This window comes from Acidovorax sp. CF316, from assembly GCF_000276605.1.
Classification (GTDB): domain Bacteria; phylum Pseudomonadota; class Gammaproteobacteria; order Burkholderiales; family Burkholderiaceae_C; genus Acidovorax.
Genome location: NZ_AKJX01000092.1, coordinates 1 through 22678 on the forward strand (window position 1 = coordinate 1; position 22678 = coordinate 22678).

At 66.9% G+C, this 22678-nt stretch carries 22 protein-coding genes and 2 pseudogenes; 14 read left to right on the forward strand and 10 right to left on the reverse strand.

Going from position 1 to position 22678, the window contains the following annotated elements; translation table 11 throughout:
- From PMI14_RS07840 to PMI14_RS07850, 3 genes and pseudogenes are all read left to right on the forward strand, one after another.
- A pseudogene (locus PMI14_RS07840) lies at nt 1-284 on the forward strand (hypothetical protein); the annotation flags it as partial.
- Nucleotides 285-698: 414 nt separating this feature from the next.
- Complete coding sequence (locus tag PMI14_RS07845) at nt 699-1082, forward strand: hypothetical protein (protein WP_035202814.1); 384 nt, start codon at nt 699-701, stop codon at nt 1080-1082.
- 64 nt (nt 1083-1146) lie between these two features.
- Nucleotides 1147-1578, forward strand: a complete 432-nt coding sequence (locus PMI14_RS07850; RefSeq protein ID WP_007852414.1) for a hypothetical protein — start codon at nt 1147-1149, stop codon at nt 1576-1578.
- A 104-nt stretch (nt 1579-1682) separates the two neighbouring features.
- Here PMI14_RS07850 and PMI14_RS34770 read toward each other — a convergent pair whose 3' ends face one another.
- The 4 genes from PMI14_RS34770 to PMI14_RS07865 all read right to left on the reverse strand — a co-directional run bounded on the left by PMI14_RS34770 (nt 1683) and on the right by PMI14_RS07865 (nt 3762).
- Nucleotides 1683-1832 (reverse strand): hypothetical protein, encoded by a 150-nt coding sequence (locus PMI14_RS34770; protein WP_157405885.1) that lies wholly within the window; start codon nt 1830-1832, stop codon nt 1683-1685.
- Between the two features lie 478 nt (nt 1833-2310).
- Complete coding sequence (locus PMI14_RS33430) at nt 2311-2652, reverse strand: hypothetical protein (protein ID WP_007852418.1); 342 nt, start codon at nt 2650-2652, stop codon at nt 2311-2313.
- The gene (locus tag PMI14_RS07860) at nt 2630-3034 is read right to left on the reverse strand and encodes a VOC family protein (RefSeq protein WP_007852419.1); all 405 of its coding nucleotides are present in this window, start codon (nt 3032-3034) and stop codon (nt 2630-2632) included. The genes PMI14_RS33430 and PMI14_RS07860 overlap by 23 nt, the downstream gene beginning before the upstream one ends.
- Before the next feature lie 77 nt (nt 3035-3111).
- The gene (locus tag PMI14_RS07865) at nt 3112-3762 is read right to left on the reverse strand and encodes a glutathione S-transferase family protein (protein WP_035202819.1); all 651 of its coding nucleotides are present in this window, start codon (nt 3760-3762) and stop codon (nt 3112-3114) included.
- 516 nt (nt 3763-4278) lie between these two features.
- On the opposite strand from PMI14_RS07865, the gene PMI14_RS33435 reads away from it, so the two are divergent.
- From PMI14_RS33435 to PMI14_RS07880, 4 genes are all read left to right on the forward strand, one after another.
- Nucleotides 4279-4866, forward strand: coding sequence for a hypothetical protein (locus PMI14_RS33435; RefSeq protein WP_052024355.1), 588 nt, complete (start codon nt 4279-4281; stop codon nt 4864-4866).
- 11 nt (nt 4867-4877) lie between these two features.
- A complete protein-coding gene (locus tag PMI14_RS34775) occupies nt 4878-5021 on the forward strand; it encodes a hypothetical protein (RefSeq protein WP_157405886.1) in 144 nt (47 codons plus the stop codon).
- Nucleotides 5018-5695, forward strand: coding sequence for a hypothetical protein (locus tag PMI14_RS07875; RefSeq protein ID WP_007852433.1), 678 nt, complete (start codon nt 5018-5020; stop codon nt 5693-5695). Before PMI14_RS34775 ends, PMI14_RS07875 begins: the two co-directional genes overlap by 4 nt.
- Nucleotides 5696-5778: 83 nt before the next feature.
- Nucleotides 5779-6405 carry a hypothetical protein gene (locus PMI14_RS07880; protein WP_007852434.1) on the forward strand — a complete coding sequence of 209 codons (627 nt, stop codon included), beginning with the start codon at nt 5779-5781 and terminating at the stop codon, nt 6403-6405.
- Between the two features lie 51 nt (nt 6406-6456).
- On the opposite strand, the gene PMI14_RS07885 is transcribed toward PMI14_RS07880, so the two are convergent.
- Nucleotides 6457-7374: a LysR family transcriptional regulator gene (locus PMI14_RS07885; RefSeq protein WP_007852435.1), complete on the reverse strand. Its 918-nt coding sequence runs from the start codon at nt 7372-7374 to the stop codon at nt 6457-6459.
- 101 nt (nt 7375-7475) lie between these two features.
- On the opposite strand from PMI14_RS07885, the gene PMI14_RS07890 reads away from it, so the two are divergent.
- From PMI14_RS07890 to PMI14_RS07900, 3 genes and pseudogenes are all read left to right on the forward strand, one after another.
- Complete coding sequence (locus tag PMI14_RS07890; protein WP_007852437.1) at nt 7476-7808, forward strand: nuclear transport factor 2 family protein; 333 nt, start codon at nt 7476-7478, stop codon at nt 7806-7808.
- The gene (locus PMI14_RS07895) at nt 7805-8590 is read left to right on the forward strand and encodes an SDR family oxidoreductase (RefSeq protein WP_007852447.1); all 786 of its coding nucleotides are present in this window, start codon (nt 7805-7807) and stop codon (nt 8588-8590) included. Before PMI14_RS07890 ends, PMI14_RS07895 begins: the two co-directional genes overlap by 4 nt.
- Before the next feature lie 12 nt (nt 8591-8602).
- Nucleotides 8603-9400, forward strand: a pseudogene (locus PMI14_RS07900) (DUF3626 domain-containing protein); the annotation flags it as partial.
- Between the two features lie 83 nt (nt 9401-9483).
- Here the strand turns inward: PMI14_RS07900 and PMI14_RS07905 are convergent.
- The 5 genes from PMI14_RS07905 to PMI14_RS07925 form a co-directional block, all read right to left on the reverse strand.
- Nucleotides 9484-9888, reverse strand: coding sequence for a DUF2845 domain-containing protein (locus PMI14_RS07905; protein WP_007852451.1), 405 nt, complete (start codon nt 9886-9888; stop codon nt 9484-9486).
- Between the two features lie 145 nt (nt 9889-10033).
- Entirely contained in the window at nt 10034-11017 is a 984-nt protein-coding gene (locus PMI14_RS07910; RefSeq protein ID WP_007852454.1) for a tripartite tricarboxylate transporter substrate binding protein, read from the reverse strand.
- Nucleotides 11018-11089: 72 nt separating this feature from the next.
- A complete protein-coding gene (locus PMI14_RS07915; protein ID WP_007852457.1) occupies nt 11090-12085 on the reverse strand; it encodes a tripartite tricarboxylate transporter substrate binding protein in 996 nt (331 codons plus the stop codon).
- A gap of 58 nt (nt 12086-12143) precedes the next feature.
- Nucleotides 12144-13166, reverse strand: coding sequence for a hydroxymethylglutaryl-CoA lyase (locus PMI14_RS07920; protein WP_007852459.1), 1023 nt, complete (start codon nt 13164-13166; stop codon nt 12144-12146).
- Complete coding sequence (locus tag PMI14_RS07925) at nt 13163-14368, reverse strand: CaiB/BaiF CoA-transferase family protein (protein ID WP_035202832.1); 1206 nt, start codon at nt 14366-14368, stop codon at nt 13163-13165. Before PMI14_RS07925 ends, PMI14_RS07920 begins: the two co-directional genes overlap by 4 nt.
- 142 nt (nt 14369-14510) lie before the next feature.
- Between PMI14_RS07925 and PMI14_RS07930 the strand changes: the two genes are divergently transcribed.
- From PMI14_RS07930 to PMI14_RS07945, 4 genes are all read left to right on the forward strand, one after another.
- Nucleotides 14511-15416, forward strand: a complete 906-nt coding sequence (locus PMI14_RS07930; RefSeq protein WP_035202822.1) for a LysR family transcriptional regulator — start codon at nt 14511-14513, stop codon at nt 15414-15416.
- Nucleotides 15413-16516 carry an elongation factor P maturation arginine rhamnosyltransferase EarP gene (earP, locus tag PMI14_RS07935; protein WP_007852466.1) on the forward strand — a complete coding sequence of 368 codons (1104 nt, stop codon included), beginning with the start codon at nt 15413-15415 and terminating at the stop codon, nt 16514-16516. Before PMI14_RS07930 ends, earP begins: the two co-directional genes overlap by 4 nt.
- Before the next feature lie 139 nt (nt 16517-16655).
- Nucleotides 16656-17210, forward strand: a complete 555-nt coding sequence (gene efp / locus PMI14_RS07940; RefSeq protein ID WP_007852467.1) for an elongation factor P — start codon at nt 16656-16658, stop codon at nt 17208-17210.
- Between the two features lie 437 nt (nt 17211-17647).
- A partial coding sequence (locus PMI14_RS07945) for a DUF4347 domain-containing protein (RefSeq protein WP_007852469.1) occupies nt 17648-22678 on the forward strand: 5031 nt, incomplete at its 3' end.

Below are 22678 nucleotides of genomic sequence, written 5' to 3' on the forward strand. Positions count from 1 at the left end.
TGCTGCTGTGCGGTCGCGGCAGCGAGATGCGCCCGATCTGCCTACCGCTGGCGGCGCTGCTGCTGAGCCACGGCGCAGGCCCGGATGCCGGAGGCGAGCTGGTGGATGGCACGAAGGGCGAGATCTACTGGGACATCTTGCTGCGGGGCGACTGGAGCCGCGAGGCGTGGGACAGCCATGCCGCGACCGGCACGGTGGTTGAACGACTTCGCCATCGACAGGACCAAGCGCCGGACGAGGTCGACGCTGAACTCATCGCGATTTTGGAGAATCGCGGCCGGTAGTAGGCCAACCGACCGCTCGACAGCCAACGTTTGCAAGCGCCTTCTGGCTTGCATTGAGTTGCGCCGATGCGGCAGCAGGTCCTCGAAACGGGGGTGCTCTGGACGACCGCTTTTGATTGGGCTTCGAAGACCGCTTTGGGCCCTGAGCCGTCCGTTCAGGAGCGCCACCCGTAAGCTGCTATTGACTTGTTGCACGCTGCTGTTGGAAATCCTGGTGTCTGCCGTCGGCAAGCTATAGTTTGCGGAGTTGACCCGTGCCGGGTTTCAGAGAATTTTTATACCTGGACGTTTGAACAGGTCACCCCTTGCAAACCTATGCTGCAAGCCACGTCCAGGGAACATCAGTGTCCAGAATATCCCGCACGGTCCAGTTTATCCCGCAGGTTTTGCGGGATGCATCACGTTAGGTCTCAAATGTCCTCCTACCGCGAGCGAAGAGAAGCAGGCCCGGACTTCCGGGTCTACTATCGGTTCCTGAGCGAGGGCGAAGGTGGACGGAAGGACCTTCCTTTCCAGCACATTCGTTCCGACTTCCTCTACGAGGGCGAGGATCCGCAGACGGATGGAATATGGTGCATTTGGCCCGAGTTTGTCTCGGGCAATGGCACGGTCCTTCCGGACGATCAGCGCGTCCCTATGGAAGGTCTTGCTGATATGTACATCCTCAACGCCGAGCTTCGTGCAGAGCATGCAAAGCGAATTCATGTAGGGGTCAAGGGCTACTTCGTTGAGGGGCCCAAGAGAACTGCTGCATGCGAAGTTGTCGCTGTTTTGAGCTTGGCGAATGCTGAGCTCTAACCCCTCCGCCAAGGGGAACTGCCTACGGCAGGCCCCTTACGTCAAACGTTAAGCTGCACAAAATATGGCACTGCCATTCCTCGTCGCCTGCTCGATTCCCGCGCCAGTGCTGTTCGAGCTGCGCGATGGCCGCTTTCAACTCATGGAGCAAGGCGCACTCTCTCCATTCATGGCAGGCCGAGGCTATCTTCTAGTCGAGCAGGACCTAGCAGTCTTTCTTAAGCAAGCAAAAGTCCAGCGCGTCACATTTGAACCCGTAGTCCTGTTCACGCCCGTCACTGGTGAAGAGTTCCGTTCGCACGTTCGAATCTACGTCAGTCAATTCTTTCGAGAAAACGAGTTGCTCGATCTCGATGTCACCGGTCGGCGCATGCTGACGCTCAATGATCAGTACTACTTCGCAAGCCCGGAGCTCAAAGCACTCTTGGCTGACAGTCCGTTCCGATATCTTGACTTCAGCGAGGGGCTTAGTGGGTTCGCCGCAGGTGCAGCCTAACCCCTCCGTCAAGGGGACGTGCCTTCGGCCGGCCCCTTACGTCGAACGTTGAGCGTCCGCTTTCATCTGCCGCCAAAGACCGCTTCTGGCCGATAGAAGCCGGACTACCGAAAGATAGCCGCTACAACCGGGGCAAAGAGAATGGCGGCAATGACTACGATGACGGCAACTAACCCACGACTTGGCGTCGCAAATCCAGATTTCTCCTGAAACTCCTGCCAGAGTCGATCCTTGTCTTGTTTTGGTGTTTTCATGGTGGTGCCAAAAATGGCTGGGGTGAGGTGATGAATGCCCGCTTGTGGCCGACAGCAAAAGTCTAGCCCACCGCCTCAATCAGCATCAATGCAGCCGGCCGTTTACCGCCGTCTGCTTGCAGTGCAGAACCCTGCTTCTACGGTGTCGACCCCAATGTCCGGCAGAGCGGAGATAACACGCAGGCTCCTGGCCATGGTTTGCGTCAATGCCGCCCCAGGGAGGCAGAAGACGGCTCCCCGAACCGCGCGCGGTAGCTGGCCGCAAACATGCCCAGGTGGGCTTAGCCCCAGGCCTCGGCCACATCGCGCACCCTCGTGTGCCCTCGGGGGCGGCCAGCAGTTCCGCACGGACACCATGGAGCCGGGCTTCCCGCACCGCCTGCATGGGAGTGCACTGGCGGTACTCGCGAAAGGCGGCGTTCAAGGTGCGCACGCTGACGCCGGCGCAGCGCGCCAGCTCGCTCAGGGTCGGCGCCCGTCAGGCGTGGCGAAAGTGAAAGCACAGCGGGCGGCCGGCCATGAGCGGGCCGACCCGCTCCGCCGGGTCGGCATGGAACTGCGGCACCTGACCCCACCCTGCGAACACCTCCACCACGCACACCCCGTCGACCTCGCCTGACAGCCGGTTGTGGGTGGATGAGAACTGCAGGAATTTCGACGCCTGGATGCGCTCCACCAGGTCTGCCAGGGTGGCCTCTTCGTGCAGGGCGTACACGGCCTCCAGCGGGCCTGCCTGGTCATCGGCGGAACAGCACGCCTGCCGGGCCACCGTGACCTGCAGGGCCGCGCCAGCGAGCTCAGGCCTGAACAGCCGCTTCATTGCAGAAAAGCGCAATCTTGTTCCCCACCGGGTCGCGGACATAGGCGACAAAGAAGTTCTTGCTGTACGCGGCGCGAAAGCCGGGCGGGCCCTCGTCGCTGCCGCCGGCAGCGATCGCCGCCGCATGGACCTGGCGCACGCTGTCGTGCGAGCCGGTGCGAAACGCCGCCATCGACCCGTTGCCCACGGTCGCAGGCTGGCCATCGAACGGCGGCTTGACATAGACCACGCAAGGGCCGCTGCCACCGGCCTGGGGCGGCAGCGTGAACTCCAGGCCTTCGGGATCGACCCGCTTGCGGTAGCCCAAGGGCAACAACAGAGCGGTGTAGAAGCGCTCGGATGCCTGCATGTCATTGGCGCCCAGGGTGATGTAGCTCAGCATGGCGGTGGGAGTCTCCGGTAAGGTCGAGAGGATACGGATGGGTGCACAACAGGCCTGCGCACGCGCGCAGGGTTCATTCACTCCATCGGAAAGCGCTCGCGCCAGAACGCCTGCAGCCGCGGCTCATTGTCCACGCGCCGCACCACAGGCGCCATGCGCGGCGCCGCAGCATAAAAGCGCTCGCGCCAGGGGCCAAAACGTGACACGACGGTGACATACAGGTCCAGCACTGTCAATTCTTCGCCCAGCAGGTAGGTGCCACCAGGGCTCAGTTGGCCGTCCATGTGGGCCCAGCAGAAGGCGATGCGCTCGTGCGCGGCGTGGACCACGTCGTCACGCGCCGATTCGGGCGCACCGATGCGGCCCACGTCCGGCTTGATCCAGTGCAGTGAATAAATGGCCGATGAGACGTACACCATCCACCGCAGGTACTGGCTGCGCCGCGGGTCTGCCACGGCGGGGGCCAGACGCGCATGGGGATGCAAATCGGCCAGGTGGATCAGGATGGCCGCGCTTTCGGTCATGACCTCGCCGCCGGGCAGCACCACGGTGGGAATCTGCCGCAGCGCGTTCACCGGCGCCACGCGCTCGCGCGCGGCACTATCGGCCCAGGTCGCGCCATCGACCAGGTCGTACGAAATGCCCAGCAGGGTCAGCGCGGCCTCCACCGCGATCGAGCCGGAGGCGGGCGCGCCATACAGGGTCCAGGGGGTTTCGGTGGATGCCATGGCGGATTCATAGCACAAAGCCCACATCACCCATTTGGGGGCTCTTCAGCAGCACCCTGCACTCCTAGAATCGTAAGCAAAAGAAAGAGCGGGAAACCTGGGAGAAGAAGCGCAGGCGTCCGCGGGCTGGCAGGCAACTGCCGGCCCGCCGGCCGCAGTAACGTGACAGCGATGGCACGGCACCGGGCGCAGCAATAAAAAAATACATCAAATCCACTGGCAGCCATGCCGGTGGATTTTTTTCTTTGGGGCGCGGCAAACCCATCGGCCTCTTCATCCACCGGCGGCCCCGGCTGGCAGGGCCGGCCTGCGTGCTTTGGCACAATGGCGGGTTATGAGCCGGCCCTGCGGCAGCCCGCCGCCCCGCTCCTGCTGTCCCTTCCCCTGCACGCAAGATCCTGGATCCAGCCACCCATGATGAAAAAGCACGCCCTCTTCCCAGCACTTCCAGCACTTCCAGCACTTCCAGCGTTCTCCGCCTTCCCAGCCCGCCCCCTGCTTGCGGCAACTGCCGCTGTGCTCGCGCTGTCTGCCCAGGCCTACGCGCAGAGCCCGGCCAAGCCCGCTGCGCCAACCACCCCCGCCGCCAACGCCGCAGGCAGCGGGCCCACCGCAGGCGCCAGCACGCCCGCCCAGCAGGCCGAAGCGTTTGCCAACATCTTCGCCACCACCTGCGCCAAGTACGCGTCCAGCCTGGGCGCACTGCGCACCAAGCTGGCGCCGCTGCCCACCATGCCGGCCGACAAGGCGGCGTACTTCCTGCAGGGCCAGCCCGGCAAGGTCTGGCCGGTGCCGGACCCGCACGGCAGCTTCGTGGTCGCCATTCCTGACGACAAGAACCTGTGCGCCGTGTATGCGCACCGCACGGGCGTGCCGCAGACACTGGCCTGGTTCAAGAAAATGGCGGGCGAGGCGCCCGTGCCCATGGTGTCGCGCCAGGTGCAGGACTCCAAATCTGCCAGCCCCCAGAACGGCACGGCCCACACCATCGCTTTCGAATGGGCGGCGCCCGACAGCACCAAGCGCGTGCTGTACAGCCTGACCACGTCGGCCTCGCCCACGGCCGACCTGCAGGGGCTGGCCAGCGTGACCTTCGCACCCTGATGCCTGCCGCCATGCAAGGGCGGCCACCCGCAGGGACCGGCGGCCTGGAACACCACCGGACCGCCGCAAAGCACCGTGCCGCCCTGCACCACTGGCTGGCCCCCTGCGTGGACACGCTGGGCACCCACTACCGGGCCGTGACGGCCAGCGCATGACGGCGCCCTGCCCGCACTGCGGCACCACCACCATCGCCTTCACCCCGGTCGAGGCGCAGTTCGAAGCCGTGGTGCGCGCGCTCGCCAACGGCTCCAAAACCCTGGCCGCCGGCGAGTTCAGGTACTTCGCCCAGTGCACCGACGCCGAGGCCGCGGCCTGGGTGGCGCACCTGCTGCACTGCGCCCACGCCTGGCCCCAGGCCGGGGCGGACGAAGCCGTTCTGGCGCAGGTGGAAGCCGCCTTTGCCGGCGTGGCCAAGCCCGACCACTTCACCGACCGCACGCACTGCGACGAGTGCCGCGAGCACGACGATACGCTGCGTGCCCGCACGCGCGGCACCTTGCGCCGCCAAGACCTGGGCAACGCGGGCTGGGACCCGATCACGTTCTCCAGCGCCGACGGCATCGGCTACTTCTTCCCCGCCCTGGCGCGTTTTGCGTTGCTGCCCGACGTGTGGCCCCAGCACAGCTGGTATGCGGACCAGTTGGTATTGCACCTGGCCTGGGACGGCAGCGACAACCGCTTGCTGGCCTGGTGCAACCCGGCGCAGCGCAGTGCCGTGCATGCGCTGCTGGCGCACCTGGTGGCCACGCGCGGGCAGGCGGCGGTACATCACCAATTCGACGAGGAACTGCAGGCCGCGTTGGCGGCGTGGCAGCCGCCCTCGGCATGACGCCCGGCAAGGCTGCTGCACCGGCGGTTGAGAACGCGGAAGGGCGGACACAATATGCGTTCCATTGTTGACAAGGATTTCCGATGACAGGTGTGGTGCTGGGCAAACCCAACTTCGAGGCCCTGAGTGCGGCCGAATTCACGAAGCTGCTGAACGCGCTGATCAGCGCCGGCTACGTGTCCCTCGACACCCTGCGCCCACAGATCGATGCCTTCTTCAAGAGCGACCTGACCAACAGCCCGCGCACGCCCGAAGAAGACGCCCAGGTGGACCCCGACATCGTCGGCGACCACTTCTACGACCTGTTCCAGACCATCACCTTCCGCACGGTGGACGAGGTCGTCACGCACTACCAGACCTACCAGAACCGCTCATTGCCTTTTGCGACGGATCTGTACGACTGGTCCACCATCGAAGGCGACTACGGCTACAAGCTGGCCCGGCCCGCCGGGCACCCGGTGCGCAACCTGATGGAGCTGGTCATCGACGCAGCCCGCGAAGGCAATGCCCTGCTGAAATGGGAGAACGCGCCCATGCCCGAGGTGTCGTTCATGTGCCTGTGCCAGTTCGGCATCTTCATCAACCTGCGGCCCTGCCCGCCGCGCATGGTGGAACTCATTCCCCGGCAGCCCCGCTATGCGCAGGTGCGCGAGCTGCTGGCGGGGGTGTTCGGCGTGGCTCCGCAGATCTACGCCCAGGACGAAGCCTGAGCTGCCGTTCGCTGCGATGGCAGACGAGGCAGGGGCCAGCCAAGGCGTTCTTCAACCCCTGGCTGCGTCCGCCATGTCCCGGTCCAGCAGGCAGTCGATGAAGGCGCGCAGCGGCGCAGGGCTGTGGCGCCGGCTCGGGTGGTACAAAAATAGCCCCGGCCGGGTGATGGACCAGTCGGCCAGCACCTGCACCAGCTCCCCGCGCGCCAGGTGCGCGTCCACGCGCTCGCGGTCGAACGCGTAGGCAATGCCCAGGCCCTGCACGGCAGCGGCCACGCCAATGTCCGAATGGTTGGTGGTCACCGGGCCGGCGACGGCAATGTCGTGCCGCTTGCCCTTCTTTGCAAACTCCCAGCGGTAGGCCGTGCCATCGGCCTGCAGCCTCCAGTTGATGCAGGCGTGCCGGTGCAGGTCTTCCGGGCTGTGCGGCGCGCCATGCTGCGCCAGGTACTGCGGCGATGCCACGGCCGCCATGGGCACATCGGGCGTCAGGCGCACGGCGACCATGTCCTTCTCCAGCCGGCCGCCCACGCGGATGCCGGCATCGAAACGGCCCGCGACGATGTCGCTCAACTGGTCGTCGACCACGATGTCCAGCACCACGCCGGGGTGCAGGCGGTGAAAGCGCGCAAGCCGCGGCGCAATGACCTGGCGCGCCGCCATGCCCAGGGTGTTGATGCGCAGGGTGCCGCCCGTGCGACCTGCGGCCGCGCTGGCCTCGGCCACCGCCTCGGCCATCTCGCGCAGCAGCGGCGCCATGCGCCGGTACAGCTGCTCCCCGGTGGCCGTGGGCGCCACGCTGCGCGTGGTGCGGTTGAGCAGCCGACTGCCCAGCCGGGTTTCGAGCTGGCGGATGGTCTGGCTCAGGGCCGAGGGCGATAAGCCCAGGTGCTCTGCGGCGCGCGCAAAGCTGGCCCGCTCGATGACCGCGGCAAACGCCTTCAGTTCGGCAAATTCGGCTCCACGCATTATGGTTTGCTTTCTACATAGCCCATGAAGATTCTAGGCGATTCACTAATGGATGCAGGGCGCGCATCCTCGGGGCTCAACCACCACCAAGGCACCGCACCATGAGCTCCCTGAACCTCCCCGAACCCATTGCCGCCTACTTCGCTGCAGACGCCCAGGGCCCTGACGCCGTTGCCCACTGCTTCACCCCACAGGCCGTCGTCCAGGACGAAGGCCACACCCACCAGGGCCGCGAGGCCATCAGCGCGTGGAAGGCCGGTGCATCGGCCCAGTACAGCTACACCACCGAGCCCTTTGCGCTGGAATTGCAGGGCGACGGATCGCAGCTCGTCACCAGCCGGGTGGCCGGCAACTTCCCCGGCAGCCCCGTGGACCTGCGCTACCGCTTTCGGCTGGAACGTGGCCTGATCGCATCGCTGGAGATCACGGCATGAGCGGCTTCGACCTGCAACTCCAGGGCCTGCGCGCCCTCGTCACGGGCGGCACCAAGGGCACCGGTGCCGCCGTCGTCCAGGGCCTGCACAACGCTGGCGCACGGGTGATGGCCACGGCTCGATCCGCGCCCGCCCAGGGTATCGAAGGCGTGGCGTATGTCGCGGCCGACCTGTCCACGGCCCAGGGCGTGGCCCAGGTCGCGCAGGCTGTGCTGCAGCGATGGGGCGGCATCGACATCGTCGTCCACGTACTCGGCGGTTCCAGCGCACCGGGCGGCGGCTTTGCCGCGCTGAGCGACGAGGTCTGGCAGCAGGAGCTGGACCAGAACCTCCTGCCCGCCGTGCGCCTGGACCGTGCGCTGCTGCCATCCATGCTGGAGCAAGGCTCGGGCGTGGTCGTGCACATCAGCTCCATCCAGCGCCTGCTTCCGCTGCCCGAATCGACCACCGCCTATGCGGCGGCCAAGGCGGCCCTGTCCACCTACAGCAAGGCCTTGTCCAAGGAAGTCACGCCCCAGGGCGTGCGGGTGGTGCGCGTCTCGCCCGGCTGGATCGAGACCGAGGCCTCCGTCGCATTCGCCGAGCGCCTGGCCGAGCAGGCCGGCACGGACTACGAAGGAGGCAAGCGCATCATCATGCAGTCGCTGGGCGGCATCCCCCTGGGCCGGCCCGCCAGGCCGCAGGAAGTGGCGGACCTGGTGTGCTTTCTCGCCTCACCGCGCGCGGCGTCGATCTCCGGGTCGGAGCACCTGATCGACGGGGGGACGGTTCCCACGGTTTAGTACCATGGCGATATGGTCCACCGTGGCTCACCGCAGGCCCTCGCGCTGCAGCACGTGCATGCGCGCAGCGGTGAAGCCACCGGCGCGCTGCTCGACCCCGCATCGCGCATCACCCTGCAATTCCACCCGGACCGCTGGCACCAGGGCCGGCCATTGCTCCAGGCCCTGCGGGAAGACGGGCGCTACCGATCCCAGTTCGAAACCCGCACCAGCAACGGCGGCCTGACCGCGCACGAGGGTGGCGACCGGTGGCACTGGGAGAGCCGCATCTTTGGTGGCGCCTACGACGGCGCCGCCCCTGGCGAGCGGCCCAAGTACGGCGCGCTGAACCTTCGCGCCCGGCCCACGGGCGCGGCACCACGCTTTGGCTCCTCGTACCTGCGCCTCCAACCCGAGGTGCTGCAGCGCGCCACGTTCTGCTACCCCGACAGCGTGTTCGGGCCGCAGCACTTCGGCACGGCAGCCCAGGCCGCGCAGCTCCTGGCGCTGGCCGAAGCAGGCAGCCAACCCGATCCACTGGACCGCTATATCGAAGCCCATGTCCACGGCCCCGTGCTGCTGGCGCGTGATGTGGAGGCACTGGTGCTGGACCCGTGCTTTCGCGGCAGTCCTCTGGAGGAGTGGGCGCACCAACTGCCCTGCCCCATCGAATGGCATGCGGGGTTTCGGCTGGAGGTGGAGACCTTGCTGCGGCACCCGGACTACCGTGGCGCTGCCATTGCCGCGCTGGGCGCGCAGATCGCCCGGCACGGCGTGCTGACGCCGGCCACCATCGGCGATGCGGTGGCTTCAGGGCGGCACGATCCGCAGGCGCTCAAGAAGGTATGGCACTGCCTGGCGCGCTTTGGCGACCTGTCACAGGCGCAGGGGGCTTGACCGGCGGGGGACGCCGCTCACGGCACCCGGTCCCCATCCCGTATCTGCGCCACCACGCCGTTCTGCAGCCGCACCACCGACATGAAGTTGCCCGGGCCGCGGTGGTAGGTCCACTCGTCCACGTACTCGCACTGCTCGGTGACTATCTGGCGGGGTGCCTCGCGCGGGTGCAGGGGCACGGTCCACAGCACGCGGGGAATGCGGATGCACACCGTGTCGGTGGCAAACGGTTGCCCGCATTTCAGGACCAGGCTGGCGCGCGAGTCTCCCACGCCCACCAGGCGGCCGCCGCAACCCAGGCCCTGGGCGTTGGCCTGCTTCACGGGCGCCAGCATGCCCGCGGTGGCAATGGCCGCCAGGACCAGGCACGCGGCACCGCGTGCAAGCCGCTGCGACGGGAAACAGTTAGTTGGTGGCAGCATGGTCGTTTGGATGCGCATCACGCGCAAAAGTTTGGCACACAGAGCACACGCCGCAACGAAAAAGGCCCGCACATGGCGGGCCCTTGCGGCGTCAGCGCCTTGCAGGTTCAACGGCTGAACACGCAGGCGGGTTGACGGCCGGTACTTACTCGGCTTCGATCTTGGAGGTTTTCACCACCGTGGCCCAGTTGGCCAGCTCCACCTTGGTCTTCTCGCCCAGCTGCTGCGGCGTCTGGAAGTCGGCCGTGGCGCCCTGCTCCTGCGCCTTTTGCTTGAAGGCGGCGCTCTGCACCACGCTGCGGATGTCGGCCGTGAGCTTGTCGATCACGGGCTTGGGCACGGCGGCAGGCGCGAACACGGCGAACCAGGAGGTGGCGTCCACCTTGGGGTAGCCAGCCTCGGCCGTGGTGGGCACCTCGGGCAGGCTGGGCAGGCGTTCCTTGCCGGTCACGGCCAGCACGCGCAGCTTGCCGGCGGCGATGTGGGGCATGAAGGGCGGCGCGGTGCCGAAGGTCAGGTCCACCTGGCCGCCCAGCAGGTCCTGCAGCGCGGGGCCGGTGCCCTTGTAGGGCACGTGCACCATCTTCACGCCGCCCTGCTGCTCCAGCATGGCACCGGTCACGTGCTGCAGCGAGCCATTGCCCGACGAGGCGTAATTGAGCTTGCCGGGGTTGGCCTTGGCGTAGGCCACCAGCTCGGCCAGGGTCTTCACCGGCAGGTCGTTGCGCACCACGATGATCTGCGGAGCCGAAATCACGTTGGCCACGGGCTGGAAGTCGGTCTGCTCCCACTGCTTTTGCTTGGTCAGGTGGGGCGAGATGACGTGGTAGCCCGAGTACTGCATGAGCAAGGTATAGCCGTCGGGCTCGGCGCGCTTGACGGCGCTGGCCGCAATGGCGCCGTTGCCGCCGCCCTTGTTGTCGGCAATGACCGACTGGCCCAGCACCGGGCCCAGCGCCTGCGCCAGCATGCGCGCCGACAGGTCGGTGGTGCCGCCCGCGGCCGTGGGCACGACCAGGGTGACGGGCTTGGCGGGGTAGCTGCCGCCCTGGGCCCAGGCGCTGCTGCCAAGGCTTGCGGCCAGTGCGGCCACGGCCAGGAGGGTGAATTGTTTGCGGGTGGTGGTCATGAGGGATTTGTCTCCGTTATCTCAGTTGTTTCAGTTGCCAATGAATCTCGAATGGAACGGGGCGCGCGGGCGTCAATCGACTTTTGCGCCCGTGTCCTGAACCACCTTGTGCCAGCGCGCCAGGTCGTCCTTGACCAGCGTGCCCAGTTGCGCCGACGTGCCCTTGAAGGGTTCGCAGCCCACATTGGCCAGCTTGTCGATCACGTCCTTGTTATCCAGCGCCTTGGCCACTTCGGCCTGCAGCTGGGCCACCACGGCAGGCGGCGTGCCGGCAGGGGCGAACATGCCGTACCACGGGGTCTGCCCAAAGCCCTTCAGGGTCTCGCCCATGGTGGGCGCATCGGGCAGCGCGGCCACGCGCTTTTCGTTGACGACGCCCAGCACCTTGAGCTTGCCGGCCTTGATGAAGGCAATCGACGAGGGCAGGCTTTGCACCGACAGGGGCACCTGCCCGCCCACCACGTCGGTGGCAGCCGCGGCCGAGCCCTTGTAGGGGATGTGCTGCAGTTCGATGCCGGCGGCCTTTTGCAGCATCTCGCCGATCAAATGGTTGAGCGTGCCATTGCCGGCCGAGGCGATGGCGTACTTGCCCGGGCTGGCCTTGGCCACGGCGATCAGCTCGGCCATGTTCTTGGCCGGGAAGGACGGGTGCGCCACCAGCACATAGCCGGCCGTGGCCAGGGGCGCCACGGGCTCGAAGTCCTTGACCGGGTCGAACCCCGTGCTCTTGTACAGCCAGGGGTTGATGACCTGGGCGCTGTCGGCCGTCACCAGCAGGGTGTAGCCGTCGGCCCTGGTCTTGGCGGTGTAGGCCGTGCCCACATTGCCGCCCGCGCCGGGGCGGTTGTCCACCACCACGGGCTGGCCCAGCTGCTCGCTGAGCTTTTGCGCCAGCACGCGCGCAATGGCATCGTTGGCGCCGCCCGCGGCCTGGGGCACGACCACGGTGATGGCCTTGCCCGGGAACTTGCCTGTGTCCTGCGCTGCGGCGGTGAATGCGGCGCCGCACAGCAGCGCGGCGAACAGCACCCTGCGCGGCAGGCGGAAATGGGATCTCGATTCGCTCATGGTCTTGTCTCCTGTCGTTTCTTTGAATGAACCAGAACAGCGCTGAAAAGCGGCGGGGCTATGCGACGCGCCCGCCTCCCGACAGCTCTTTCTCGCGCGCCAGCGCCCTTTCCTGGATGGCCGCGAAATCCCCCGGCACCGGGTGCAGCGCCAGGCGCGGCCCGGCCTTGGCGATCTGGCTGGGGATGTCGTGGCCGATCAGCGCGGGCAGGCGTTGCGCGGCGGCCAGCAGGCGCGGTAGGTCCACGCCCGTGGCATAGCCCATGCAGTCGAGCGCGTGCACGATCTCCTCGCTGCACACATTGCCGCTGGCGCCGGGCGCATACGGGCAGCCGCCCAGGCCGCCCAGCGATGCGTCGAAGCGGTCGGCCCCGGCATCGATGGCGGCCAGCACATTGGCCAGGCCCATGCCGCGCGTGTTGTGGAAGTGCAGGGTGAATTCCACCCCCGGCCAGCGCGCACGCGCCGCCGCGGTGAGGGCCGCCACCTGCGTGGGGTAGGCCATGCCCGTGGTGTCGCACAGCGTGACGCCGCCCACGCCCAGATCCACGAAGCGCTGCACCCAGCCGAACACGGCCTCGGGGGCGACCTCGCCCTCCATGGGGCAGCCGAACACGCACGACAGCGATACGTTGACCGCCACGCTCGCGGCCTGCGCCGTGGCCACCACCTGGGCCAGCGCGGCGAAGGAATGCTCCTGCGTCATGCGCAGGTTGGCGATGTTGTGCGTGGCGCTGGCCGACATCACCAGGTTGAGCTCGTCGGCACGCGATTCGATGGCGCGCTCGGCCCCGCGCACATTGGGCACCAGGGCAGTGTAGACGGTGCCGGGGCGGCGCGTGATCTCGCGCATCACCACCTCGGCATCGCGCAGCGCCGGGATGGCCGTGGGCGAGGTGAACGAGGTCACCTCGATCTTGGCCAGCCCCGCATCCGACAGCGCATTGGCCAGCGCGATCTTGTCCTCGGTGGGCACGAAGGCGGCCTCCATCTGCAGGCCGTCGCGCAGGCCCACCTCCTGCATGTGGATGCGCTTGCCCGCGCCAGCCCATACGCCAGATTGTTCGGTTACGGCACTCATTGGATTACCCCCTTGCTGCGCAGCAGCGCGATCTGTTCGGCCGTCAGGCCCGCCTCGGCCAGCACGGCATCGGTGTCGTCGCCCAGGTGCGGCGCACTGCTGCGGATGGAGCCGGGCGTGGCCGACAGCTTGGGCACGATGCCCGGCACCTGCACGCTGTAGCCGTCGCGCGTCTCTTGCGTGAGCAGCATGTCGCGGGCGCGGTAGTGCGGGTCTTCGGCAATGTCGCGCGCGGTGTAGACCTTGCCGGCCGGCACCCGGGCCGTGCCCAGGGCGTCGAGCACCTGCTGCACGGTGAGCGGTGCGCTCCAGGCGCCGACGGCGGCGTCGATCTCGTCCACCCGCGCCACGCGGCCGGCGTTGTCGGCCAGGTCGGGCGCGGCGCCCAGGTCGGGCCGGCCGATGGCCTGCATCAGCCGCTTGAAGATGCTGTCGCCATTGCCGGCCACCAGCACCCAGCCATCGGTGCACGGGTAGGCGTTGGACGGCGCAATGCCCGGCAGCGCGCTGCCCGCCGCCTCGCGCACCGCGCCAAAGGCGCTGTACTCGGGGATCAGGCTTTCCATCACGTTGAACACGGCCTCGTGCAGCGCCACGTCGATCACCTGGCCCTGGCCGCCGTTGACCTTGCGGTGGTACAGCGCCGTGAGCACGCCGATGGCGCCATGCAGCGCGGCCAGCGTGTCGCCGATGGACACGCCCACCCGCACCGGCACGCGGCCGGGCTCACCCGTCAGGTGGCGCAGGCCGCCCATGGCCTCGCCGATGGCACCAAAGCCCGGCAGGTCGCGGTAGGGCCCGGTCTGCCCGTAGCCCGAGATGCGCAGCATGACGAGGCCGGGGTTGATGCGGTGCAGCTCCTCGGGCGACATTCCCCAGCCCTCCAGCGTGCCGGGGCGGAAGTTCTCGATCAGCACATCGGCCTCGGCGATCAGCTGGCGGGCGATGTCCTGGCCCTCCTTCTGGCGCAGGTCCAGCGCCACGGAGCGCTTGTTGCGCGACTGCACCTGCCACCAGACGGAGGTGCCCTCCTTGATCAGGCGCCAGTTGCGCAGCGGGTCGCCCGATTCAGGCGCCTCGATCTTGATGACCTCGGCACCAAAGTCGCCCAGCGTCTTGCCGCAGAAGGGGCCTGCAATCAACTGGCCCATCTCGATCACGCGCACGCCCTGCAGGGCGGCGGCGGTAGGTGTTGCACCCATCGTGTTCTTGTCTCCAATGTCGCAGCCTGCGGGATCAGGCTTGCCTGTGTTGCCCCGCATGATGCGCAAAGAACCCCTGTGGGCAAAACGCTCTTATGACAGCCCGCCATCGCGTTTCAGCATGGCAGTTAACATCCTATGGATGAAGCTCGACCCCGTCTCCCTGCGCCTGTTCGTTGCCGTGATGGAAGAAAGCACCATCGCCGCCGCCGCCGCGCGCGAGCACCTGGCCGCCTCGGCCGTGAGCCGGCGTCTGGCCGACCTGGAGGATGCCCTGCACGTGGCGCTGTTCACCCGCAGCAACAAGGGCACCGAGCCCACGGCCGCGGCCTATGCCCTGTTGAACCTGGCGCGCGGCGTGCTCAACGACCTCGACGGCATCGCCACCCAGATGCGCGACTACGGCGCCGGCCTGCGCGGCCATGTGCGCGTGGTGGCCAACATCTCGGCCATCAGCCAGTTTCTGCCGGCGCAGCTGCAGAGCTTCATGGCGCTGCACCCGCAGGTGGACGTGCGGCTGCAGGAGCAGATCAGCACGGCCATCGCCCAGTCGGTGGCCGAGAACGCGGCCGACGTGGGCATCCTCAACCACGGCCACTATGGCGACCGTGTGGTGCAACTGCCCTACCGCACCGACGAGCTGGCCCTGGTGGTACCGCGCGACCACCCGCTGGCGCGGCGCAAGTCCGTGCGCCTGGCCGACGCCCTGCCCTACGACTTCGTGGGCGCGCACCCGGGCAGCGCCATCAACAACCAGCTGACCAAGGCCGCATCCGAGGCCGGGCTGCCGCTGCGCCTGCGCATGCAGGTCACCAGCTACGACGCGCTGTGCCTGCTGATCGCCGCCGGCCTGGGCGTGGGCGTCATGCCGCGCGGCAGCGCCGCGCTGTACAAGGGCAGCCAGCCCATCCGCGTGGTCACGCTGAACGAGCCCTGGGCGCACCGCCAGCTGGTGCTTTGCGTGCGCTCGGAAGAGTCGCTGTCCAGCGTGGCGCGCCTGCTGGTGGACCACCTGCGCGCCCCCGCCGAGGAAGGGCCAGCCGCATGACGCCCCCTGCCCAGCCCCCGTTGCAGTGGGATGTGTTCTGCCAGGTCATCGACAACTACGGCGACATCGGCGTGTGCTGGCGCCTGGCCAGCCAGCTGGCCGCGCGCGGCCAGCGCGTGCGCCTGTGGGTGGACGATGCCTCGGCCCTGGCCTGGATGGCACCGGCCGGCCACGCGGGCGTGGAACTGCGCCCGTGGGGCGGCACGCCGCCCGCCGCGCACGAGGCCGCGCCCGACGTGGTGGTGGAGGCCTTCGGCTGCGAAATCCCCGAGTCCTTCCTGGCCTGGGCCGTGGGCCGTGCGCCAGACCAGCGGCAACCGGTGTGGATCAACCTCGAATACCTCTCGGCCGAGTCGTACGTGGAGCGCAACCACCGCCTGCCCTCGCTCATCATGTCGGGCCCCGCCCGGGGCTGGACGCGCTGGTTCTTCTACCCCGGCTTCACCCCCACCACGGGCGGCTTGCTGCGCGAGCCAGGGCTGCTGCAGCAGCGCCCGCCCGGCTTTGCCACCGCATGGCGCGCGGCCCAGCCGCCATCGGCGACAAAGCCCGGGCGCTGGATGTCGCTGTTCTGCTACGAGCCGCCAGCCCTGCCCGCCCTGCTGGCCCAGGCCATGCGGCCCGGCGCCGTGCCCACCCGCCTCCTGGTCACGCCCGGGCGCGCCACGGCGGCCGTGCAGGCCGCACTGGCCACCTTGCCGGCGGACCATGGCGCGCTGCAGCTGCAGTACCTGCACACTACTGACCAGCAGGGCTTCGACGACCTGCTCCACGCCTGCGACTTCAACGCCGTGCGCGGCGAGGACTCGCTGGTGCGGGCCCTGTGGGCCGGCCAGGCCCTGGTCTGGCACATCTACCCGCAGGACGACGGCGCCCACCATGCCAAGCTGGCGGCTTTTCTGGACTGGCTAGGGGCCCCGGCCTCGCTGCGCGACTTTCACGCCGCGTGGAACGGCATCCCCGGCCACGGCCCGCTGGTGCTTCCGGATGGTGAAACCCTGGCCGAATGGACTGCCTGCATCCAGGCGGCACGGGCGCGCCTGGCAGGTCAAAGCAGCCTTGTGGACCAGTTGGTAGGTTTTATCCTGGAAAAAAGGTAAAATCCAAGGCTTTGCGCAAATAACAGCGCGGCACCCCGGTGCCCGCACCCCGCGCAATCCCGCCGCGGAACATGCGCCGGCCCTGCAGACCTTGCAGCCAGTGCGTTGAGCGGCCCCCAACCCAAGCAACCAAACTGCTATGAAAATCGCTCAAGAAATCCGCGCCGGCAACGTCATCATGCACGGCAAGGACCCCATGGTCGTCCTGAAGACCGAATACGCCCGTGGCGGCCGCGGTGCAGCCACCGTGCGCATGAAGCTCAAGAGCCTGATCGGCAACTTCGGCACCGAAAACGTGTTCAAGGCCGACGACAAGATCGACAACGTGATCCTGGACAAGAAGGACTGCACGTACTCCTACTTCGCCGACCCCATGTACGTCTGCATGGACACCGACTACAACCAGTACGAAGTCGAAGCCGAGAACATGGGCGACGCACTGAACTACCTGGAAGACGGCATGGCCCTCGAAGTGGTGTTCTACGACGGCAAGGCCATCTCGGTCGAACTGCCCACCAGCGTCGAGCGCGAAATCACCTGGACGGAACCCGCCGTCAAGGGCGACACCTCCGGCAAGGTGCTGAAGCCCGCCAAGATCGCCACCGGCTTCGAAGTGCCCGTGCCCCTGTTCGTCTCGCAAGGCGACAAGATCGAAATCGACACCCGCACCGGCGAATACCGCAAGCGCGTGTAAGCAATTCCGGCGGCCCAGGTGGGCTGCAGGTGCACAAAAGCAAAAGGCTTCCCGAGGGAAGCCTTTTTTGTTTCTCCATGGCGTTGGGCAGCCCGGCGCATGACATCGATCAATTCCCTGCTGCTGAAGCCAGCATCCCAGCAACGCGCGACATGTCACGCGCCGTGGGCCGGAGCCAGCCCAAAAGAAGGCCAGCAATAGGGGCTAACGATAGGACCAAAGTCGGAAACGTTTCGTAAGCCTATTTACTTTCTGGTGAAAAATCGAAACATGCACCATCACTGTCGGTCAAAAGCCGGACACATCGCCCTATAGCAGTCAACAGCGCCCTGGCACCGCCCGCTCTGCGGACCTCTGCTTCGCGCCAGAAACAGCCAACCGGTGGTGTATCGCCGCCCCCCAAGCGACAGTCCCTGAATCTGAGAGGAGCCTATCCAATGACCACGCACATCGACCGGTACATCCTCCAAGGCACCCCAATGGCGCCCCATATCGTCTTTGTCTTCAACGATCTGCACGATTGGCAATCTCTGGCAGCAGCGGCCCCAGAGGGTACGGAGGTGGTCGTGCTCGATGGCTGGGGCGATGGCTTGGCACAGATGGCGGCGCACCTGCAGGGGCGCAGCGGCATCCAGGCCATCCACCTGCTCAGCCACGGTGCGCCGGGCGCCTTGCTCCTGGGTCGACTGAAGCTCACCCACGCCGACATCGAGGACCACGCGCTGGCGCTAACGGGTATTGGCGCAGCACTTGCAGACGGCGGGGACATTCTGCTGTATGGCTGCGAGGTGGGCGCCAACGAAACAGGTGCCGAGTTTGTGGAAGCACTGGCGCTAGCGACTGGGGCCGACGTGGCGGCGTCGACCCGCCCTATCGGCGCCGCACACCTCGGCGGCACCTGGCAACTGGGGCGTCACCATGGTTTGATCGAGGCAGCAAGCCTCACCGGGCTCGATGCCTACGCAGGAGTCCTGGCAGCGCCCGCCAGCGAAAACTTCGACAGCGTGGCGGTCGACGGAACCGGTCGAAGCCAGGGGACCACCGGGGCCGCCCGCCCCATCAACGACTGGACCTTCTCCCTGCTCAATGCGGCAGGAACCCTGGACTCTGGCAGCTACGTGGATGTCACGCGCCTGACGGGCGACACTTCGCTGGCCAACAACACAAGCGACAAAGCGGCATTTTTGAACGGCACGTACACCGGTGGCAGCAGTACCCAGGCCGCAGGCGTATTGAAGGCGACCAGCGGAGAAGAGTTTTCTTTCGTGTCCATTACGGTGGAAAACGGCGGCGGGGCCAACACCTACCGGCTGGTTGGCTACCTGAACGGTAGCGCAGTATCAGGCGCCACGCAGAACTTCACGGCCCCGGCCTATGGCAGCAACACCGTGGTGTCGGTCTCGGGCTCCCAATGGCAGTATGTGGACGAAGTGCGGATCGTGCAGCAAAACGGCGCTGCCGATATCTCGATCTACATCGACGATATCGTGGTGGCGGCTGCGGTGCCACCCAACGCAGCCCCCGTCAACACCACCAGCGGCGGCACCACGGCCTTCACCGAAGGCAACAACGTCACCAGCACGCCTGTGGTCATCGACAGCGGCATCACGGTCACCGATGCGGACAACTCCACGCTGGCCAGCGGCAGCGTGTCCATCACCGGCAATTTCCAGATCGGCCAGGACGTGCTGGCCTTCACCAACAACCCGGCCACGATGGGGAACATCACGGGTAGCTACAACAGCGGCACGGGCATCATGTCCCTGTCGTCCTCAGGCGCCACGGCCACCCTGGCGCAGTGGCAGGCGGCCCTGCGCTCGGTCACCTACACCAGCAGTTCCGAAACCCCCAACACCGGCAACCGCACCATCAGCTTCCAGGTCAACGACGGCACGGTCAACAGCAGCGCAGGCACCAAGACGGTAAGCGTGGCCGCGGTGAACGACACGCCCGTTGCCACCGCCAGCGGTGGCACCACCGCCTTCACCGAAGGCAACAACGTCACCAGCACACCGGTTGCTGTCGACACCGGCATCACCATTTCTGACCTGGACAGCTCCACCCTGTCCACTGCCACCGTGTCCATCACCGGCAACCTGCACAACGCCGAGGACGTGCTGGCCTTCACCAACAACCCGGCCACCATGGGCAACATCAGTGGCAGCTACAACAGCGGCACGGGCGTGCTCTCGCTCTCGTCGGCCGGGTCTACGGCCACGCTGGCGCAGTGGCAGGCGGCTTTGCGCTCGGTGAACTACACCAACAGCTCCGACGCCCCCAACACCAGCAACCGCACCATCAGCTTCGTAGTGAGCGATGGCAGCACCAGCAGCAGCACCATCACCAAGACCGTGAGCGTGGCTGCGGTGAACGATACGCCGGTGGACTCCACCTCGGGCGGCAGCACCGCATTCGTGCAGGGCAACAACGCCGCCAGCACGCCCGTGGCGGTGGACAGCGGCTTTACGGTGACCGATGGCGACAACAGCACGCTGGCCAGTGCCACGGTGGCCATCACCGGAAATTTCCAGAGCGGCGAGGATGAGCTGGCTTTCATCAACAACCCTGCCACCATGGGCAACATCAGCGCCAGCTACAACGCCGCCACGGGTGTGCTCACGCTCACCTCTGCAGGTGCCACGGCGACTGTTGCGCAATGGCAGAACGCTCTGCGCTCGGTGACCTACACCGACACCGCCATTGCACCCAATACCGTCACCCGCACCATCAGCTTCACCACCCACGACGGCACGGCCGATGGCAACACGGCCACCAAGAGCGTCACGGTGACAGCGACCAACCAGACCCCGATTGCCACGGCCAGTGGCGGCACCACTGCCTTCACCGAAGGGGTCAACGTGACCAGCACGCCCGTGTTGGTCGACAGCGCCATCACCCTCAGCGACGCGGACAGCACCACCTTCGCCAGCGCCACGGCCAGCATCACGGCCAATCTGCACACGGCCGAAGACGTGCTGGCCTTCACCAACAACCCGGCCACCATGGGCAACATCAGCGCCAGCTACAACAGCGGCACCGGCGTCCTGTCCCTGTCATCTGCAGGCGCCACGGCCACGAAGGCGCAGTGGCAAGCCGCGCTGCAGTCAGTGACCTACACCAACAGTTCGGACAATCCCAACACCGCCAACCGCACCGTCAGCTTCGTCGTCAATGACGGATCGACCAACAGCACGGCCACCACCAAGACCGTGAGCGTAGCTGCGGCCAACGATGTGCCGGTGAACACCAGCTCGGGAGGCAATACAGCCTTCGTCACCGGTGACAATGCCCCCAGCACGCCCGTGGCGGTGGACAGCGGCTTCACCGTGACCGATGGCGACAACGCCACGCTGGCCAGCGCCACGGTGGCCGTCACCGGCAACTTCCAGAGCGGTGAAGACGAGCTGGCCTTCACCAACAACCCGGCCACCATGGGCAACATCAGCGCCAGCTACAACGCCGCCACCGGCGTGCTGACGCTCACCTCCGCCGGTGCCACCGCCACCTCGGCGCAGTGGCAGAGCGCGCTGCGCTCGGTCACCTACACCGACACCTCCACCACGCCCAATGCGGCGAACCGGACCATCAGCTTCACCACCAACGATGGCACGGCCAACGGCAACACGGCCACCAAGATCGTCACGGTGGCTGCGACCAACCAGACCCCAATTGCCACGGCCAGTGGCGGCACCACCGCCTTCACCGAAGGGGTCAACGTGACCAGCACGCCCGTGGTGGTCGACAGTGGCATCACCGTCACCGATGCGAACAACGCCACCCTGGCCAGCGCCACGGTGTCCATCACCGGCGGTCTGCAGACCAGCGAAGACCAACTGGCCTTCACCAACAACCCGGCCACCATGGGCAACATCGCCGCCAGCTACAACAGCAGCACCGGCATCCTGTCCCTGTCGTCTGCAGGCGCCACGGCCACGAAGGCGCAGTGGCAGGCCGCGCTGCAGTCGGTGACCTACACCAACAGTTCCGACAGCCCCAACACCGGCAACCGCACCGTCAGTTTCGTCGTCAATGACGGATCGACCGACAGCACGGCCACCACCAAGACCGTGAGCGTGGCTGCGGCCAACGATGTGCCGGTGAACACCACCTCGGGAGGTTCCACTGGCTTCACCGCGGGCAGCAGCGGCAGCAACCCGCCTGTGGCGGTGGACAATGGCTTCACCGTGACCGATGGCGACAACGCCACCCTGGCCAGCGCCACGGTGGCCATCACCGGCGGCTTCCAGAACGGTGAGGATGAACTGGCCTTCACCAACAACCCGGCCACCATGGGCAACATCAGCGCCAGTTACAACGCCGCCACCGGCGTGCTGACGCTCAGCTCCGCTGGTGCCACCGCCACCACGGCCCAGTGGCAGAACGCGCTGCGCTCGGTGACCTACACCGACACTTCCACCGCGCCCAATGCGACCAACCGGACCATCAGTTTCACCACCAACGACGGCACTTCCGACGGCAATACGGCATCGAAGCTGATCGCCATGAACGTGGACATCACGAACCCCACGGTCACGTCGGTCACATCCACCACGGCCAACGGCAGCTATGCAGGGGGCAACGTCGTGGTGCAAGTGGTCTTCAGCGAAGCCGTCACGGTCACCGGCACACCGCAACTCACCCTGGAGACGGGCGCTGTCGACAGAGTGGCAAGCTATACCGGTGGCAGCACCACCAACACGCTGACCTTTACCTACAGCATTCAGCCAGGCGACAACAGCGCAGACCTCGACTTCCAGAGCACGACGGCACTGGGCCTGGCCGGCGGCACGATCAAGGATGCGGCTGGCAACACCGCCACCCTGACGCTCATGGCCCCTGGGTCGCCCGGTTCACTGGGCGCCAACAAGGCCATCGTCATCGACACCCTGGCACCTACGCTGGCCTCCAGCATGCCGCTGGACAATGCAACGGGAGTGAGCGCCTCAAGCAACCTCACGCTGACGTTCTCGGAGAACGTGACTGCCGCCGAAGGCCTGGTGACACTGCGCAAGACCAGCGACAACTCGCTGGTCGAGCAGTTCAACGTCACGAACGGAGAGGGAAGCCTGGGGGGCACGGTGAGCATCAGCGGAAGCACCCTGACGCTCAACCCCCATGGCGACCTGGCCTACAACACCGACTACTACCTGCTGGCGGACTTCGGGATCGTCAAGGACGGCGTGGGCAACTATTTCGACGAGATCATCAGCCCCACCGCACTCAACTTCACGACGGGATCCGCCCCCGCGCCCGGTGACGGCGGCACGCCCCCCTCGACCACGGTGGACGGCGTGCCCGTCACCACCCAACCCGGCCCCGGCGGATCCACCGTGACCACCATCCCGGTGGTCACGCCTTCCCGCCCGGACGCCCCTGGCACTCCCACCCCACTGGCCGACATCCCCCTGATCACGGGCTCCGGTGGCCGGCCCATCGTCTCGGTCAGCGTGCCCGCCGGGGTCGGGTTG

Bases quoted from the DNA above. Each gene is read 5' to 3' on its own strand.
- PMI14_RS07845 (WP_035202814.1), top strand. From the start codon at position 699: ATGTCCTCCTACCGCGAGCGAAGAGAAGCAGGCCCGGACTTCCGGGTC.
- PMI14_RS07850 (WP_007852414.1), top strand. From the start codon at position 1,147: ATGGCACTGCCATTCCTCGTCGCCTGCTCGATTCCCGCGCCAGTGCTG.
- PMI14_RS34770 (WP_157405885.1), bottom strand. From the start codon at position 1,832: ATGAAAACACCAAAACAAGACAAGGATCGACTCTGGCAGGAGTTTCAG.
- PMI14_RS33430 (WP_007852418.1), bottom strand. From the start codon at position 2,652: ATGAAGCGGCTGTTCAGGCCTGAGCTCGCTGGCGCGGCCCTGCAGGTC.
- PMI14_RS07860 (WP_007852419.1), bottom strand. From the start codon at position 3,034: ATGCTGAGCTACATCACCCTGGGCGCCAATGACATGCAGGCATCCGAG.
- PMI14_RS07865 (WP_035202819.1), bottom strand. From the start codon at position 3,762: ATGGCATCCACCGAAACCCCCTGGACCCTGTATGGCGCGCCCGCCTCC.
- PMI14_RS34775 (WP_157405886.1), top strand. From the start codon at position 4,878: ATGCAAGGGCGGCCACCCGCAGGGACCGGCGGCCTGGAACACCACCGG.
- PMI14_RS07875 (WP_007852433.1), top strand. From the start codon at position 5,018: ATGACGGCGCCCTGCCCGCACTGCGGCACCACCACCATCGCCTTCACC.
- PMI14_RS07880 (WP_007852434.1), top strand. From the start codon at position 5,779: ATGACAGGTGTGGTGCTGGGCAAACCCAACTTCGAGGCCCTGAGTGCG.
- PMI14_RS07885 (WP_007852435.1), bottom strand. From the start codon at position 7,374: ATGCGTGGAGCCGAATTTGCCGAACTGAAGGCGTTTGCCGCGGTCATC.
- PMI14_RS07890 (WP_007852437.1), top strand. From the start codon at position 7,476: ATGAGCTCCCTGAACCTCCCCGAACCCATTGCCGCCTACTTCGCTGCA.
- PMI14_RS07895 (WP_007852447.1), top strand. From the start codon at position 7,805: ATGAGCGGCTTCGACCTGCAACTCCAGGGCCTGCGCGCCCTCGTCACG.
- PMI14_RS07905 (WP_007852451.1), bottom strand. From the start codon at position 9,888: ATGCTGCCACCAACTAACTGTTTCCCGTCGCAGCGGCTTGCACGCGGT.
- PMI14_RS07910 (WP_007852454.1), bottom strand. From the start codon at position 11,017: ATGACCACCACCCGCAAACAATTCACCCTCCTGGCCGTGGCCGCACTG.
- PMI14_RS07915 (WP_007852457.1), bottom strand. From the start codon at position 12,085: ATGAGCGAATCGAGATCCCATTTCCGCCTGCCGCGCAGGGTGCTGTTC.
- PMI14_RS07920 (WP_007852459.1), bottom strand. From the start codon at position 13,166: ATGAGTGCCGTAACCGAACAATCTGGCGTATGGGCTGGCGCGGGCAAG.
- PMI14_RS07925 (WP_035202832.1), bottom strand. From the start codon at position 14,368: ATGGGTGCAACACCTACCGCCGCCGCCCTGCAGGGCGTGCGCGTGATC.
- PMI14_RS07930 (WP_035202822.1), top strand. From the start codon at position 14,511: ATGAAGCTCGACCCCGTCTCCCTGCGCCTGTTCGTTGCCGTGATGGAA.
- earP (WP_007852466.1), top strand. From the start codon at position 15,413: ATGACGCCCCCTGCCCAGCCCCCGTTGCAGTGGGATGTGTTCTGCCAG.
- efp (WP_007852467.1), top strand. From the start codon at position 16,656: ATGAAAATCGCTCAAGAAATCCGCGCCGGCAACGTCATCATGCACGGC.